The sequence below is a fragment of the Streptomyces sp. NPDC042201 genome, assembly GCF_055582185.1.
The window spans coordinates 83824-98136 of the sequence record NZ_JBVJDS010000009.1; the positions used below are offsets into that span (position 1 = coordinate 83824).

Sequence of the window (14313 nt, forward strand, 5' to 3'; positions counted from 1 at the left end):
CAATGGCGGGGAGACCTGCTGAACCCGAAGTGATCTGGGCACGTCCGGAGCGGGCCGGCCGCGGTCCCAGGCCGGCGTACAGCCGCGCCGATATCGCGGCCGCCGCCGTCCGTATCGCCGACGCGGGCGGCATCGACGCCGTCACCATGCGGCAGGTGGCCGGCGAGCTGGGCTGCGGCACGATGTCGCTGTACAACTACGTGCCGCGCAAGGAGGACCTGTACGAACTGATGGTCGACGCGGCCGGCGCGGAGTACGAGCTGCCCGAGAAACCGTCGGGCGACTGGCGGGCCGACATGCTCGGTCTGGCGCACCAGGCGCGGGCGATCATGCACAGGCACCCCTGGATGCCCCGGCTGATGTCACCGGTCTACGGATTCAGCCCGAGCGCCATGCGCTATCTCGAATACAGCCTCAGCTGCCTGGACGGGCTCGATCTGCCCTACGGCCAGAAGATGGAGATGGTGGCGATGGTCAACGGCGTGGTCACCACCTATGTCGCCAATGAACTCTCCACCGCCGAGCGCACCCGGTCCCTGCCCTGGTCCGAGGAGCGGGAACAGGCCGTCCGCATCGCCTATCTGGGGCGTGAGATCAGCTCGGGCCGCTATCCGCGGCTGGCGGCGGCGTTCACGGAGGACGCGGGGCCGATCGATCTGGACGCCGTCTTCGACCGGGCGCTCGCCCGCGTCCTGGACTCGTTCACACGACCGCCGGGGGCGTCCTAGGCCCGGACGGAACAGGACTTAGATCAGCGCGAACTGGCCTTCCGGGCCATCCTCGTGGTGGTCCAGGACCGACGCCGGCCTGCGGGCCGCCGCCGGGACCGGGAGAACGCCCGCGGCGCGCAGTTCGGCGCGGCCGATCCACGGCCGCTCGCGCAATTCCCGCTGCCGTGGGCGGAGTTCCGCGAGGAGCGCCAGGACCGTGATCAGCTCCAGCAGCTCCGAGGTCCACTCCCGCGGCCAGGCCGAGGGCCCGATCGCCGCCAGCGTGCCCGGTTCCGGGCGGGCGGTGCGGCGCTCGAACCAGAGCTCCAGCATCCGTACCCCGCCGACCAGGAAGTCCCATGCCCCCGCCGGTACGGGCGAGATGCGGCCCGTACCGAGAAGGAGGGCCTCCTCCCCGGCGTCGTACGCGATCGTCTCCGGCCGGGCCGGCACGGCGGCGCGCACATAGGGGCGGCGGCCGCCGGGCAGCCGGGGCCGTTCGCCGCCCCGCGCTCCGCGCAGCTGCACATCGATCATCCGCTGCCCCAGCTCCACGCCGGAGGCCCAGACGCCGGGATCGGCGGTCAGGGGTACCGCGCACCCCTCGGGGGAGGGCGCGGCGGCGGCCACGGCCCAGGCGAGCACCTGGCCGGCGGTGACCTCGTGCCCGTAGCGTGCCGTCAGCAGGGCCGTCAGCCCCGGGGCGAGATTGGGTTCCGCGCCGCCCGGGCGGCGGTAGAGCGGGCGGATCCGGCCGGGACGGCCCGCCGGCGAACGGCCGTCCGGGAGCAGGCCGCTCACCAGCAGCGCGGGGCCGTCGGCCTGTGGCACGTATCCCTGTTCGACGGCGAAGAGCTGATGGTCGTCGGCGACCCGCCACAGTTCGGGGCGGGCCGCGTCGATCAGCCGGTGGTCGGGGATCAGCCACTGCTCGTCGAACGGGCCGTGGAGCACCCGCAGCGGCCGGGGACAGCGGCCCGACTCCCGGGCGAACCTCCCGGTGCCGGTGGCCTGCCCGGGCAGCGCGGTGACCGCGCTGTGCGGCGTACGGGCCCGGGTCGGCCCGAACAGCGCCTCGCGCTCGGCGCCCCCGGCCCGTACGAGCCGGTCCCAGCGGGCCGTGAGGGACGGCGGGTCCGGGGCCAGGATCCACGCCCTGCCGAACCGCAGCGGGGCCGTCGACCACGGCATGAGATCACCCAGCAGCGGGGCCTCGGAGAGCCGAGCGTCACCGGCCGCGCCGGACCGCGTCGCCGTCATGGGGGCATCCTCCCGTCGCCCTTTATGTCCCTACGGGCCGTCGGCGGCATCGTAACCGGCGCTCCCGGCCCCGGGGTCAGGGCGCCGGAGCTTCGCCCGTGAGGTCCGCCTCGACCGTGACCGAGAAGGAGAAACGGTCCCCCCGATAGCGGATCCTGGCCACGTCCACGACCCGGCCGGCCTCGTCGTAGGTCACCCCCGTGTAGTGCAGGATCGGGCTGAGCAGCGGCACCCGCAGCAGCTCCGCCGTGGCCGGGTCGGCGAGCCGCGCCTCAACGGTGTCGGTGATACGGCTGATCCGTACCCCCACCGAGTCGCGCAGTACCTTCGTCATCGGCCAGCGCTCCAGATCGGTGACCTCGATACCCGCCGCCACGTCGGGGCGGACCGCGTTCTCCGCCCAGTTGACCGGCTCACCGCTCTCGCCGTCGCAACGCAGCCGCCGGTACGAGACCACCTCGTCCAGACCGGGGAAGTACTCGGCGAGTTCGCCGGGGACCGGGGCCGGACCATGGCTGAGGACCGTCGTCAGCTCGCCGGACTGCTGGGCCACGATCGCGTCGATCGAACCGAGCAGCCTGCGCGGGGCGCCGCGCCGCGCGCCCGGCTCGATGAAGGTGCCGCGCCGCCGGTGCCGGCTGATCAGGCCCTCCTCCTCCAGCTCCTTGAGCGCCTGACGCATCGTCAGCACGCTGACGCCGTAGTGCGCGGCGAGCCGCTCCTCGGTGGGCAGCCGCAGCGGATCGTGCGGCCGGCGGCCCAGTATCGAGGCGCGCAGCGACTGCGAGACCTGATACCAGAGCGGCAGTTTGCGGTTCAGGACCAGCGAGTCGGGGGCGAAGGCGGTCACGGCAGCTCCGTATCAGGGCCTGAAGTGGCGCTCAAGACCCTGCCACACGTCGTCGTACCCCTGCTGCAGGTGGGTGGCTCCGGCCGCCTGTCCGGTGGCCGTGACCGGCCAGCGGGTCTCGAACATGAAGGCCAGCCCGTCGTCGATCTTCTGCGGCTTCAGCTCGGCGGCGCTCGCCCGGTCGAAGGTCTCCCGGTCGGGGCCGTGCGCCGACATCATGTTGTGCAGCGAGCCGCCGCCGGGGACGAATCCCTCCGCCTTGGCGTCGTACGCGCCCTCGATCAGGCCCATGTACTCACTCATCACGTTCCGGTGGAAGTACGGCGGCCGGAATGTGTCCTCGCCGACCAGCCAGCGCGGTGCGAAGACGACGAAGTCGACCCCGGCCAGGCCCGGGGTGTCGGAGGGCGAGGTCAGCACCGTGAAGATCGACGGGTCGGGGTGGTCGTAGCTGATGGACCCGATGACATTGAAGCGGCGCAGGTCGTAGACGTACGGCACATGGTTGCCGTGCCAGGCGACGACATCGAGCGGGGAGTGGTCGTAGGTGGCGGCCCAGAGATTTCCGCAGAACTTGTTGACGACCTGCGTGGGCTGCTCGATGTCCTCGTACGCGGCGACCGGCGCGAGGAAGTCGCGGGCGTTGGCGAGGCCGTTGGCGCCGATCGGGCCGAGGTCGGGGAGGACGAACGGCCGGCCGTAGTTCTCGCAGACATAGCCGCGGGCGGTCTCGTCCAGCAGCTCGACCCGGAAGCGCACACCGCGCGGGATCAGCGCCACCTGGCCGGGCTGGGCAGCGAGCAGGCCGAGTTCGGTACGGATCAGCAGGCCGCCGCGCTCGGGAACGATCAGCAGCTCGCCGTCGGCGTCGCTGAACACCCGGTCGGTCATGGGGGCGTTGGCGTGGTAGAGGTGCACCGCCATGCCCGTGCGCTGCGCCGCGTCCCCGTTGCCGCCCAGCGTCCAGAGGCCGGCCAGGAAGTCGGTGCCGGGGGCGGGCTCCGGCAGGGGGTTCCAGCGCAGCCGGTTGGGGTCGGGGACGGACTCGGTGAACGGGGCGGACCGGAGCGCGCCGTTGTCGATCCGGCTGAACGGCGGATGCGCGGCCGACGGGCGGACGCGGTACAGCCAGGACCGCCGGTTGTGGGCGCGGGGCTCGGTGAAGGCGCTGCCGCTCAGCTGTTCCGCGTAGAGACCGAGCGGCGCGCGCTGGGGCGCGTTACGGCCATGGGGCAGCGCGCCGGGAACGGCCTCCGAACTGTGTTCGTTGCCGAAGCCGGGGGAATGGACTAGATCCTCGGCCGTCTTCCGCGCCTGCTCGATGCCGCTCATCATCCGCTCCCCTGTCCAAGGAATCCTCGAATCCTATGGTCAACCGTAGGATTGCTGGCGCGGCACGTCAACGGCGCCGCGCGGCATCATGGAGCCCGTGCCACACGACCGTACGAACGCGAAGCCCGATGCCGGCGCCGACGCAGGCCCCGGCGCCGATCCCGGGACGGCCGCCGGAGCCGATCCCGGGACGGCCGCAGGCGGCGGCAGCGGCCTGCGCAGAGCCCCGGTGCAGCAGCGCAGCACGGAGCGGCTCGCCCGGATTCTCGACGCCTGCGGCGAACTCCTCGACGAGACGGGCTACGAGCAGCTGTCGACCCGCGCCGTCGCCGCCCGCGCCGGCGTCCCCATCGGTTCCGTCTACCGCTTCTTCGGCAACAAACGCGCCATGGCGGACGCCCTCGCCCGGCGCAATCTGGACAGCTTCGTCGAGCGGGTCACCCACCGGCTCGCGGCGCTGGACGCGAGTGACTGGCGGGGCGTCATCGACGCGGTCCTGGACGAATACCTCGCCATGAAGCGCAGCGTGCCCGGCTTCGCCCTGGTCGACTTCGGCGCGCAGATCCCGCTGGGCAAGCGGCCCTTGCCCGGCGACCCGGCCCCGGCCGACCCGGCGTCGGACCCCAACCACCGGATCGCCGGCCGCCTCACCGCTCTGCTCGCGGCCCATCTCGGCCGGACCCCGGACGCCTTCCTGCACCGCACGGTGCTGGTCGCCGTCGAAGCCACCGACGCGCTGCTCCAGCTCGCGTTCCGTACGCACGCGTCCGGTGATCCCGGGATCGTCGCCGAGACCCGGGAACTGCTCGGCGCCTATCTCGCCAGGACGCTCGACTGAGACCGGCCCGCGGTGTCTGGACTGAGACTGGCCCGCGGTGTCTCGTCCGAGACTGGCCCGCGGTGTCTCGACTGAGACCCGCCCGCGGTGTCCTGAGGCGTCGCGGTCGAGTGTCCTGAGGTGTCGCGGCCGAATTCTTCACCCGGTGGGCGGTGGGCCCTTCCGTTGTCCGTACCGGTCGGTATGCTCGCCTTGCTCGCGCGCCACCGCTGCCGCCGCCCCGGAGGACCCATGCTTCCCGAAGACGCAGCCCGCCCCGCCCCCGCCCCCGTCACCCGTACCGCGCCGCGTATCTGTCCCCTCTGTGAGGCCACCTGCGGGCTGACCCTCACCATCGAGGGGACCAGGGTCACCGGCGCCAGGGGAGACCGTGACGATGTCTTCAGCCGGGGCTTCATCTGCCCCAAGGGAGCGGCCTTCGGCGAGCTGGACGCCGACCCCGACCGGCTGCGCGCCCCGCTCGTCCGCCGGGACGGAGAGCTGAGGGAGGCGAGCTGGGAAGAGGCGTTCGACCTGATCGCCGCCCGGCTGCGCCCCCTGATCAAGGAGCACGGACCGCACGCCACCGGCGTCGTCCTCGGCAACCCCAATGTCCACACCATGGCCGGGGCCCTCTATCCGCCGGTGCTGCTGGGCGCGCTCGGCACCCGCAATCTCTTCACGGCCAGCACGCTCGACCAGATGCCCAAGCATGTCTCCAGCGGACTGCTCTTCGGCGACCCGCTCGCCATCCCCGTACCCGACCTGGACCGTACGGACCATCTGCTGCTCCTGGGCGCCAACCCGCTGGACTCCAACGGCAGTCTCTGCACCGCACCCGACTTCCCCGGCAAGCTCAAGGCGCTGCGCCGGCGCGGTGGCACGCTCACCGTCGTCGACCCCCGCAGGACCCGCACGGCGCGCCTCGCCGACCGGCACATCGCCATCCGGCCCGGTACGGACGCCCTGCTGCTCGCCGCCCTCGCCCAGGTCCTCTTCGAGGAGAAGCTCACCCGCCTCGGGCCGCTCGCCGACCATGTCGAAGGCGTCGATGAAGTGCAGGAAGCGGTACGGGACTTCACCCCTGAGGCCGTCGCCAGGGCCTGCGACATGGACGCCGGGGAGATCCGTACGATCGCCCGCGAGCTCGCCGCCGCCCCCACCGCCGCCGTCTACGGGCGGGTCGGCAGCTGCACCGTCGAGTACGGCACGCTCGCCAGCTGGCTCGTCGACATCCTGAACATCCTCACCGGCAATCTCGACCGGCCGGGCGGCGCGCTCTTCCCGCTCTCCGCCAGCGACCGCGCGCCCCGGACCCCCGCCCCGGGCAAGGGCTTTGTGCTCGGCCGCTGGGCCAGCAGGGTCGCGGGGCATCCGGAGGCGAAGGGCGAGCTGCCCCTCGCGGCCCTCGCCGAGGAGATCGAGACCCCGGGGGAGGGGCGGATCCGCGCGGTGATCGCCCTCGCCGCCAATCCCGTGCTGTCCGCGCCCGACGGCGACCGCCTCGACCGGGCCCTGGCCGGCCTGGACTTCATGGTCAGCGTCGATCCGTATCTCAACGAGACCTCACGCCACGCGGACGTCGTACTGCCTCCGCCGCCGCCCGCGCAGAGCGCGCACTTCGACTTCGCGTTCAACGCCCTCGCCGTACGGAACCAGGCGCGCCACACCCCGGCCGCCGTCCCGCTGGAGGAGGGCCGGCTCGACGAGAGCGAGATCCTGGCCCGGCTGATCCTCGCGGTGAGCGGGATGCACGGCGCGGCCCCCTCCGCCGTGGACGACGGGGTGATCGGCCGTACGCTCGGCAAGGCCGTCGCCGACCCGCACTCACCCGTACACGGCCGCGATCCGTCGGAACTGTCCGCCCTGCTCACCGGCCGGACCGGACCCGAGCGGAGGCTCGACCTGAAGCTGCGTCTGGGCCCGTACGGCGACGGCTTCGGGGCGGACGGGGAGGGCTTCGGCGCGGACGGGGAAGGCGGCGCGGACGGGGCGGGCCTCAGCCTCCAGCGGCTGCTGGACCACCCGCACGGCGTCGACCTCGGACCACTACGCCCCCGTGTCCCCGAGGTCCTGAAAACCCGGAGCGGACGGATCGAACTGCTGCCCGCGCCCATCGCCGCCGATCTGCCCAGGCTGCGCGGCGCCCTCGACGAGCGGCCCGCCTCGCTCGTCCTGGTCGGCCGCCGTCATCTGCGCTCCAACAACAGCTGGATGCACAACGTCCCCGCGCTGGGCGGCGGCTCCAACCGCTGCACCCTCCAGGTCCACCCGGACGACGCGGCCCGGCTCGGTCTTGAGGACGGCCGCCCGGCCAGGATCACCGCCGACGGGGGAGTACTGGAGGCGCCGGTGGAGATCACCGACACCGTGCGGACCGGGGTGGTGAGCCTGCCGCACGGCTGGGGACACGACCGTCCAGGCACCCGGACGTCGGTGGCGAGCGCCCGCCCCGGAGTCAATGTCAACCAGCTGCTGGACGGCTCCCGGCTCGACCCGCTCTCCGGCACCGCCGTGCTCAACGGCTTCCCCGTCGAGCTGGCTCCCCTGCCGTGACCTGGTGTTTTGCTCGTATTGCTCGCTTGTCAACATCTTGTTAACGCGAGGAAACGGACCCTAACGTCATCCGGACCGCCGCCCCCGGCGGGAGTTCAAGGGTGAACGTGAGAGGCCTTCTATGCTGACCATCCTCGGCTTCGTCATGATCGCCACCTTCCTGGTGCTGATCATGATGAAGAAGATGTCGCCGATCGCGGCGCTGGTGCTCATCCCCGCACTCTTCTGTGTGTTTGTCGGGCAGGGCGGGCAGCTGGGTGAGTACGTCCTCAAGGGCGTCGGCGATCTCGCGCCCACCGCGGCGATGCTGATGTTCGCCATCGTCTACTTCGGGGTGATGATCGACGTCGGTCTCTTCGACCCGATCGTCCGGGGCATCCTGCGCTTCTGCAAGGCCGACCCGTTGCGGATCGTGGTCGGTACGGCGCTGCTCGCCGCGATCGTCTCGCTGGACGGCGACGGCTCCACGACGTTCATGATCACCGTGTCCGCGATGTACCCGCTCTACAAGCGGCTCGGGATGAGCCTGGTCGTGATGACCGGGGTCGCGGCCACCGCGAACGGTGTGATGAACACCCTGCCCTGGGGCGGTCCGACGGCCCGCGCGGCCACCGCGCTCAAGGTGGACGCGGGCGATGTGTTCGTCCCGATGATCCCCGCGCTCGCCGTCGGCATGGCCGCTGTGCTCGTCCTCGCCTATGTGCTGGGCCGCCGGGAGCGCAAGCGTCTCGGCATGCTCACCCTCGACGAGGCGCTGGAGACCGGGACCGGGTCCGGGACCGAGCAGGTCCTGGTGAAGGCGGGCGGCGGCAGCTCAACGGCGGTTGGCGGCTCCACGGCGGTCGGCGGCCCGGGCGCGGGAAGCGGCAAGGGTACGGGCTCCGGCACCGGCGCGAGCGTTGGCGGCGGTACCGGTACGGCCCCCGGAGAGGAGTCCGGAGCGAAGTCCGGAGAGAAGTCCGGAGAGGAGGCCGGAGAGGAGGCCGACGACGAGGGCTTCCAGGGCCTCGACCCCAACCGCCCCACCCTGCGCCCCCGCCTCTACTGGTTCAACGCCGGGCTCACCGTCGCCCTGCTCACCTCGATGATCCTCGAACTGCTGCCGATCCCCGTCCTCTTCCTCATCGGCGCGGCCCTCGCCCTCACCGTCAACTACCCGAACATGGCCGAGCAGAAGGCCCGTATCGCGGCCCACGCCGACAACGTCCTCAACGTCTCCGGGATGGTCTTCGCCGCCGCCGTCTTCACCGGCGTCCTCACCGGTACCGGTATGGTCGAGCACATGGCCGACTGGCTCGTCGGCGCCATTCCCGAGGGGATGGGCCCGCACATGGCCATCGTCACCGGTGTGCTGAGCCTGCCGCTCACGTACTTCATGTCCAACGACGGTTTCTACTTCGGAGTTCTGCCCGTGCTCGCCGAGGCCGGCGCCGCGCACGGCGTCTCCCCGCTGGAGATCGCCCGCGCCTCGCTGGTCGGTCAGCCGCTGCACATGTCGAGCCCGCTCGTGCCCGCCGTCTATGTCCTCGTCGGCATGGCCAAGGTCGAGTTCGGCGACCACACCAAGTTCACCGTCAAGTGGGCCGCGCTCACCTCGCTGGTGGTACTCGCCGCCGGGATCCTCTTCGGCATCATCTGATGGTCCCCGAGCGAGCGCCCGGCGGGAGAAGCTGGCTTCTGCGTCTCGTCATCGCCTTCTGCTTCGCGCAGGGCGCGGTGTCGATGGCGCGGCCCGCCGTCTCCTACCGGGCGCTCGCCGTCGGCGCGGACGAACGCGCGATCGGTGTGATCACCGCGGCGTACGCTCTGCTGCCGCTCTTCGCCGCCGTACCACTGGGCCGCAGGACCGACCACGGACGCTGCGTCCCGCTGCTGGTGGCCGGTGTCGTCCTCATCTCCGGCGGGTGCGCCCTCAGCGGTACGGCGGGCTCACTGGCGGCCCTGGCCGCCTGGAGCGGCGTGATGGGCCTCGGCCATCTCTGCTTCGTCATCGGCGCCCAGTCGATCGTCGCCCGCCGCAGCACCCCGGCCGAACAGGACCGCAACTTCGGCCACTTCACCATCGGCGCCTCCCTCGGCCAGCTCGCGGGACCGGTCGCGGCCGGCCTGCTGGTCTCCGGGCAGAACGGCGAGATGGCCCGTACGAGCGCCCTCGCCCTGCTCGTCTCGGCGGCCGCCGCCGCGGTCTCCTTCACCTCGCTCTGGCGCATCGAGCAGCGGACGGTACGCGCTCCGGCGGCCACCCGGTCCGCCAAGGTCCCCGTCCACCGCATCCTGCGCACGCGCGGGGTGCCCGCCGGTATCTTCATCAGCCTGTCCGTGCTCTCCGCGACCGACATCCTGACGGCCTATCTGCCGGTGCTCGGCGAACAGCGGGGGATCGCGCCCGCCACGATCGGCCTGCTGCTGAGCCTGCGCGCGGCCGCCACCATCGCCTGCCGCCTGGTGATGACTCCGATGATCCGCCGGCTCGGCCGTTCGGTCCTGCTCACGGTGACCTGCCTGCTCGGCGGACTCCTGTGCGCGGGCATCGCGTTGCCCGTACCGGTGTGGGCGCTCGCCGTGATGCTGGCCGCGCTCGGGTTCTGTCTGGGCGTCGGCCAGCCGCTGTCGATGACGACCGTCGTACGGGCCGCTCCCGACGAGGCGCGCTCCACCGCCCTCGCGCTGCGGCTCACCGGCAACCGCCTCGGCCAGGTCGCCGCCCCGGCCTCCGCCGGTCTGGTCGCGGGAGTGGCCGGCACGGCGGCGCCGTTCGTGATGCTCGGCGCGCTGCTGGTGGCGGCGGCCGGCCTCGGCCTGCGGACGTCGACGGACACCCCGCCGCCGAAGACCCCCGGCACGGTCCCGCAACCGCGCGGAACCACCCCGGCCCACGACCGCCCCTGACCTCCGTTCAGCTGAGATTGATCATGTGCTCATTGGTAGTCGTCGGGGTGGTCCTGCATCCAGACGTTGATCCGGTCGCGGACGCCGATCAGCTCGGTGCGGTGGGTCTCCAGGTTCTCCGTGGAGGTGTCGCCGTCGAGCGTCGTACGGAGGCCGGCGATCCACGCGACGGGCTCAGGGAAGTGGCCCGGGCCCTTCGGGTCCGCCTTCATCGCCGCATCGAGACCCATCACTTCTTCGTGGACCCTGCCCAGGAAGTACGCGCAGTCTCCCGAGCCTGATGTGCAGGTGTCGTTGAGCGTGGCCTGGAGCCCGGCGAAGGCGTCGCGGACCAGTTCCGGCCCCGGAGACCCCGCGGGCTTGGGGTCGGCGGCGGCAGTCTCCCGCACCGCGGCGTCCGCCGGCGCCGGGACGGACGAGGAACGGGAGCTGTCCCGCGCCCCAGCGCCCCCGGAGCTGTCGTCCGCGCCTCCGGAACAGGACAGCAGACAGGCCGCGAGCGCCGCGGTGACGATCGCCATACCCTGGACACGCCGAATCTGCATGAGCCCCCCATTTGTAGTGATCACGGCAACCCTACTGTGGTCGGGGAGGGCCAGGCGCGGGTGTTCCGATACGCCGACTGCCGCAGCGTCAGCGCATCTGAAGAACCTTCGGTGCTGGACCTGGCGCTCGCGGTGGCGCCCGGCGGCGACTGCCTCGCCGTGCTGCGGGCCGAGCCCGGAGTGTTCGGGCCGACGGCGCGGTCGCCATCGACAACGATGCCGCCCTGCGGCCCGGGCGGGCGGGGTCGAACACCGCTGCCCAGGGAGGTGAGTACCAGTCGGCACCTGGGCGAAGGGCACCTGCCCCTCTAGGCGCAGCTGATCCATGTGGACAACCCCGGTGAGCAGGCACGGGGACAGGCCAAAATCGGTAAGGGCCGGGTGCGCCGCATCCACCCCCTGGATCGAAGGCACGCGAGGTGACAAGGCATGAGAGCCCGTACCGGCATCGGTGTGGGCTCTCATGAGCGGAGGAGTCCGGGTGGACAGTCGCTGTTCTCCGAGGGCAGCGGGCGGGTGGAGCCGGGGTTCCTCAGTCGTTGTTGGCGGTACGACGTGTGCGGCGTTCGGCTGTCGCCGCTCCCACGACCAGGGCGAGGGCCCCGAGGATGAGGAGGGGTCCGGCTACGATCCGGAGTGCGAGCAGTTCGTCACCAGGGACTCCCGCAAGCCCCATGATCGCCGGTGTGAGGCAGCTCATGTAGAGCGCGAATGCGGCGGCCCCGCGAGCGGTAGCGAGTCGGGGGCTGCTGATGCCGGCCCAGCGGGGAGACCAACCGCGCAGCGACGCGATGACGAGGGGAACCAGGACCGCCGTGGACGCCGCGATCCAGACCCAGTAGAACGTCAATGTTCACCATCTCTCGTAAGTGAGCCCCGGCACGGGGTTCAGTCAGGGCTGCCGTGCTCACAGTAATCCTGTGGGCACGGCGAGCTCGGGGGCGGCAGTCATCAGCTGCCGCCGAGCGGGTTTGTGCTGTCAGGGCTGCTGCTCCGGGGGTAGCGAGAGATAGAGGCGGGTGCCTTGCGGCTGGTAGCCCACGCGCTCGTAGACGCGTCGGGATCCCGCTCCGGAGTACTCCAGCCAGACCGATCCGGCCCCCTGAGCGAACATCGCTCCGGTCAGCGTGGCGGTCACTGCGGCGAGCGATGCCACGGCTGCGGTAGGCGGGGCGAGTGCCGACGCCGGACAGCTCGGCGGTGTCCTCGGCCGGCGGCGAGCAGGAGGCCCCGCCGGCGCAGTAAGCCCTGCGGGGTACGGACGAACCGCACCGCTCCGCCGCGTTGCTGGGTTCGGCGCAGCCGGGCCGCCCCCTACGCAGAGGGAGGGAAGACGCCACCGAATGCCTCGGCGAGGGCGGCGTACTCCACGTCGGTGGTCGGGGTTTCCACGCGCGGGGAGTCGGCGGACTGAGGCGTCGTCAGTGTGTGGGGGGTGCAGACGAGGTATTCGTGCACGGCCTCGGTGCCGAAGCCCACGGCCCTCAGAGCTGGTGCCGCACCGGGCGCGGCTTCTGGTGCGAATTCCAGCCGCGGCAGCAGGCCGCGCTCTCGGAAGACACCGATCAGCGCGGCGACGCGGCTTTCCAGGGCCAGCCGGGCCACCGTCTGTTCCACGGTCGGAGGACTCGATGCAGTCAGCTTAGTGATCAAGCCAATTGAGATGATCTCTTAGCCCTGGGTCAGGCCCTGGCGATATTCCTGCCCGGCATCGGCTCCGCGAGTGCTGTCCGCCATTCAGGTGCGCCGAAGGCGTCCGCGAAGTACTGCGTCTCGTGCGTCACATGCCCGTGGGCGAATTCCATCATGCTCACTGAGTAGGTGGGCACCCCGTCGTACGTGATGACACACTCGCTCACCCACAGATCCCCGCTGCCGACAATTCGGTGGACGGTGAAGTGCCGACTGGCAGGGTGCCCGCCACGTTGCGCCGAAATCGTCGCGCGGCCCCGGAAGCGTTCACCGGACTGGGGGTAGTCGAGGATCGCGTCCGCAGCGTAGATGGCGTGCTCGGCTTCGGTATCCCCACGTTCCGATGCCCGCCAGTGTTCCTCGAGTGCGGCCCTGGTCCGGATATCAGGATCCATCGCATGGTCCCTTCTGCAGGCGGCCGGAGCGATCCGGGACCTGCGAACGCTTCGAGGCTTCCTCCCAGGACGCTGGGCCGTTGAACGCAATGGGCAACGCTGACAGCGTAGAACGGAAATGCTTGGTGCCCAGTCCGGCGACACGTGCAGGTGAGAACGCTTCCGCGGTATGGGGCCGAGCGGTACCTTCCGCGCTGCTCAGCCTTCCGGTGGGTGAACGGCCAGTTGCTCAACGGTTAGCAGGCGTTCGAGACCACTGGCACGCCCGGCTGCCAAGCGATGTCACAAATCGAATCGCCGACTCGTCATTCAGGAGAACGGCATCCCACGACGGAGTGCCCAGCAACGCTACTGCCCCACAGAGACGGAGAAATCGTGTTCGCCGCCTACGTCACGGTCACCATCCTCGGCGCGGTCTTCAACGGTGCCGCCGCCGTCACCTACCTGATCGGCCACGAATACCCCAAGACCCAGGCGGACATGAAGGGCGTGCCCCGGAAGTGGGTACCGGTGCTGGGAATGCTGCTGGCGGCGGGCGCGGTGGGGCTGCTGGCCGGGCTCGCCGTGCCGCTCCTGGGAACCCTCGCCGCCGCCGGCCTCGTGCTGTACTTCATCGGCGCAATCATCGCCCACCTGCGGGTGGGCTCCCGCAACATCGTAGGCGGGATCGCGTTCCTCGCCACCGCGGCGGCCGCCCTGGCACTGGGCCTGGTCTACCACGGCCCCTGGTAACCCGCGGGGCCCAGAAGTTCCGCGCCCGGGGTATCCGATCCGGGATTCAGCTCAGAGTGAGGAGTACTTCGTCGATCTCGCCGTCGCGGGCTTGAGCGAAACCCCTGTCGTGCCCGGTAACGACGAAGCCGCGCTTTTCCAGTACACGGATCGAGCCCGCGTTGTCGGCTGCCGCGTGGGCGTGCAACGGCCGGGTGCTGACGAGTTCGACCAGGGCCGCAAGCGCTGCCGTGGCGATTCCGCGGCCCCAGTGTGCTCGGCCGATCCAGTACGTGACCTCGCGCTCATCCGGCGGTCCGTACACAGCGGCGTGGCCCACCACCTCGTCGTCGGCCAGCACGGTGCGCACCAGGACGGCAGGGTTGGCACGCATCCTCGCCCAGTGGTCGTCGAAGTGCCCCCGGTCGTAGTGGTACTTCCGGGTGACGGCGGCCACGTGCTGCGCCGCAGGGTCGGAAAGGTGTTCCCAGAAGGCGGAGAGGTCACTGTCGCGCACTTCACGAAGGGAGATCATCTAGGCGGTGGCTCCTGTGGT

The 14313-nt window shown here is 71.2% G+C and carries 13 protein-coding genes and 1 pseudogene; 6 read left to right on the forward strand and 8 right to left on the reverse strand.

The features are described from left to right. Positions 1–2 precede the first annotated feature (2 nt). Complete coding sequence (locus tag ACZ6MZ_RS22385) at positions 3–728, forward strand: TetR/AcrR family transcriptional regulator (RefSeq protein ID WP_469353829.1); 726 nt, start codon at positions 3–5, stop codon at positions 726–728. 18 nt (positions 729–746) lie between these two features. Here the strand turns inward: ACZ6MZ_RS22385 and ACZ6MZ_RS22390 are convergent, their stop codons facing one another. From ACZ6MZ_RS22390 to hmgA, 3 genes are all read right to left on the reverse strand, one after another. Beyond that, the gene (locus ACZ6MZ_RS22390) at positions 747–1970 is read right to left on the reverse strand and encodes a type ISP restriction/modification enzyme (RefSeq protein ID WP_469353830.1); all 1224 of its coding nucleotides are present in this window, start codon (positions 1968–1970) and stop codon (positions 747–749) included. Between the two features lie 76 nt (positions 1971–2046). Next, on the reverse strand, positions 2047–2820 hold the full coding sequence (locus ACZ6MZ_RS22395) for a GntR family transcriptional regulator (RefSeq protein ID WP_384182861.1): 774 nt from the start codon (positions 2818–2820) through the stop codon (positions 2047–2049). A 12-nt stretch (positions 2821–2832) separates the two neighbouring features. Further along, entirely contained in the window at positions 2833–4152 is a 1320-nt protein-coding gene (hmgA, locus tag ACZ6MZ_RS22400) for a homogentisate 1,2-dioxygenase (protein WP_469353833.1), read from the reverse strand. 214 nt (positions 4153–4366) lie between these two features. Here hmgA and ACZ6MZ_RS22405 point away from each other — a divergent pair, with 214 nt between their 5' ends. From ACZ6MZ_RS22405 to ACZ6MZ_RS22420, 4 genes are all read left to right on the forward strand, one after another. Further along, positions 4367–4990 carry a TetR/AcrR family transcriptional regulator gene (locus ACZ6MZ_RS22405; RefSeq protein ID WP_469354077.1) on the forward strand — a complete coding sequence of 208 codons (624 nt, stop codon included), beginning with the start codon at positions 4367–4369 and terminating at the stop codon, positions 4988–4990. 231 nt (positions 4991–5221) lie between these two features. Then, positions 5222–7525, forward strand: coding sequence for a molybdopterin oxidoreductase family protein (locus ACZ6MZ_RS22410; protein WP_469353835.1), 2304 nt, complete (start codon positions 5222–5224; stop codon positions 7523–7525). A 121-nt stretch (positions 7526–7646) separates the two neighbouring features. Continuing rightward, a complete protein-coding gene (locus ACZ6MZ_RS22415; protein WP_469353836.1) occupies positions 7647–9164 on the forward strand; it encodes a CitMHS family transporter in 1518 nt (505 codons plus the stop codon). After that, on the forward strand, positions 9164–10414 hold the full coding sequence (locus ACZ6MZ_RS22420) for an MFS transporter (RefSeq protein ID WP_469353838.1): 1251 nt from the start codon (positions 9164–9166) through the stop codon (positions 10412–10414). Before ACZ6MZ_RS22415 ends, ACZ6MZ_RS22420 begins: the two co-directional genes overlap by 1 nt. Positions 10415–10443: 29 nt before the next feature. Here the strand turns inward: ACZ6MZ_RS22420 and ACZ6MZ_RS22425 are convergent, their stop codons facing one another. The 4 genes and pseudogenes from ACZ6MZ_RS22425 to ACZ6MZ_RS22440 form a co-directional block, all read right to left on the reverse strand. Continuing rightward, positions 10444–10959, reverse strand: coding sequence for a hypothetical protein (locus ACZ6MZ_RS22425; RefSeq protein WP_469353840.1), 516 nt, complete (start codon positions 10957–10959; stop codon positions 10444–10446). Positions 10960–11491: 532 nt separating this feature from the next. Continuing rightward, positions 11492–11809: a hypothetical protein gene (locus ACZ6MZ_RS22430; RefSeq protein WP_469353841.1), complete on the reverse strand. Its 318-nt coding sequence runs from the start codon at positions 11807–11809 to the stop codon at positions 11492–11494. 129 nt (positions 11810–11938) lie between these two features. Further along, positions 11939–12537 (reverse strand): annotated as a pseudogene (locus ACZ6MZ_RS22435) (GNAT family N-acetyltransferase); the annotation flags it as partial. A 104-nt stretch (positions 12538–12641) separates the two neighbouring features. After that, a complete protein-coding gene (locus ACZ6MZ_RS22440; protein WP_469353843.1) occupies positions 12642–13046 on the reverse strand; it encodes a nuclear transport factor 2 family protein in 405 nt (134 codons plus the stop codon). A gap of 375 nt (positions 13047–13421) precedes the next feature. Between ACZ6MZ_RS22440 and ACZ6MZ_RS22445 the strand changes: the two genes are divergently transcribed. After that, complete coding sequence (locus ACZ6MZ_RS22445; protein WP_469353845.1) at positions 13422–13778, forward strand: DoxX family protein; 357 nt, start codon at positions 13422–13424, stop codon at positions 13776–13778. Between the two features lie 46 nt (positions 13779–13824). Here ACZ6MZ_RS22445 and ACZ6MZ_RS22450 read toward each other — a convergent pair whose 3' ends face one another. Further along, positions 13825–14292, reverse strand: coding sequence for a GNAT family N-acetyltransferase (locus ACZ6MZ_RS22450; RefSeq protein WP_469353847.1), 468 nt, complete (start codon positions 14290–14292; stop codon positions 13825–13827). Positions 14293–14313: the final 21 nt, after the last annotated feature.

Bases quoted from the DNA above. Each gene is read 5' to 3' on its own strand.
- ACZ6MZ_RS22385 (WP_469353829.1), top strand. From the start codon at position 3: ATGGCGGGGAGACCTGCTGAACCCGAAGTGATCTGGGCACGTCCGGAG.
- ACZ6MZ_RS22390 (WP_469353830.1), bottom strand. From the start codon at position 1,970: ATGACGGCGACGCGGTCCGGCGCGGCCGGTGACGCTCGGCTCTCCGAG.
- hmgA (WP_469353833.1), bottom strand. From the start codon at position 4,152: ATGAGCGGCATCGAGCAGGCGCGGAAGACGGCCGAGGATCTAGTCCAT.
- ACZ6MZ_RS22410 (WP_469353835.1), top strand. From the start codon at position 5,222: ATGCTTCCCGAAGACGCAGCCCGCCCCGCCCCCGCCCCCGTCACCCGT.
- ACZ6MZ_RS22415 (WP_469353836.1), top strand. From the start codon at position 7,647: ATGCTGACCATCCTCGGCTTCGTCATGATCGCCACCTTCCTGGTGCTG.
- ACZ6MZ_RS22420 (WP_469353838.1), top strand. From the start codon at position 9,164: ATGGTCCCCGAGCGAGCGCCCGGCGGGAGAAGCTGGCTTCTGCGTCTC.
- ACZ6MZ_RS22425 (WP_469353840.1), bottom strand. From the start codon at position 10,959: ATGCAGATTCGGCGTGTCCAGGGTATGGCGATCGTCACCGCGGCGCTC.
- ACZ6MZ_RS22440 (WP_469353843.1), bottom strand. From the start codon at position 13,046: ATGGATCCTGATATCCGGACCAGGGCCGCACTCGAGGAACACTGGCGG.
- ACZ6MZ_RS22450 (WP_469353847.1), bottom strand. From the start codon at position 14,292: ATGATCTCCCTTCGTGAAGTGCGCGACAGTGACCTCTCCGCCTTCTGG.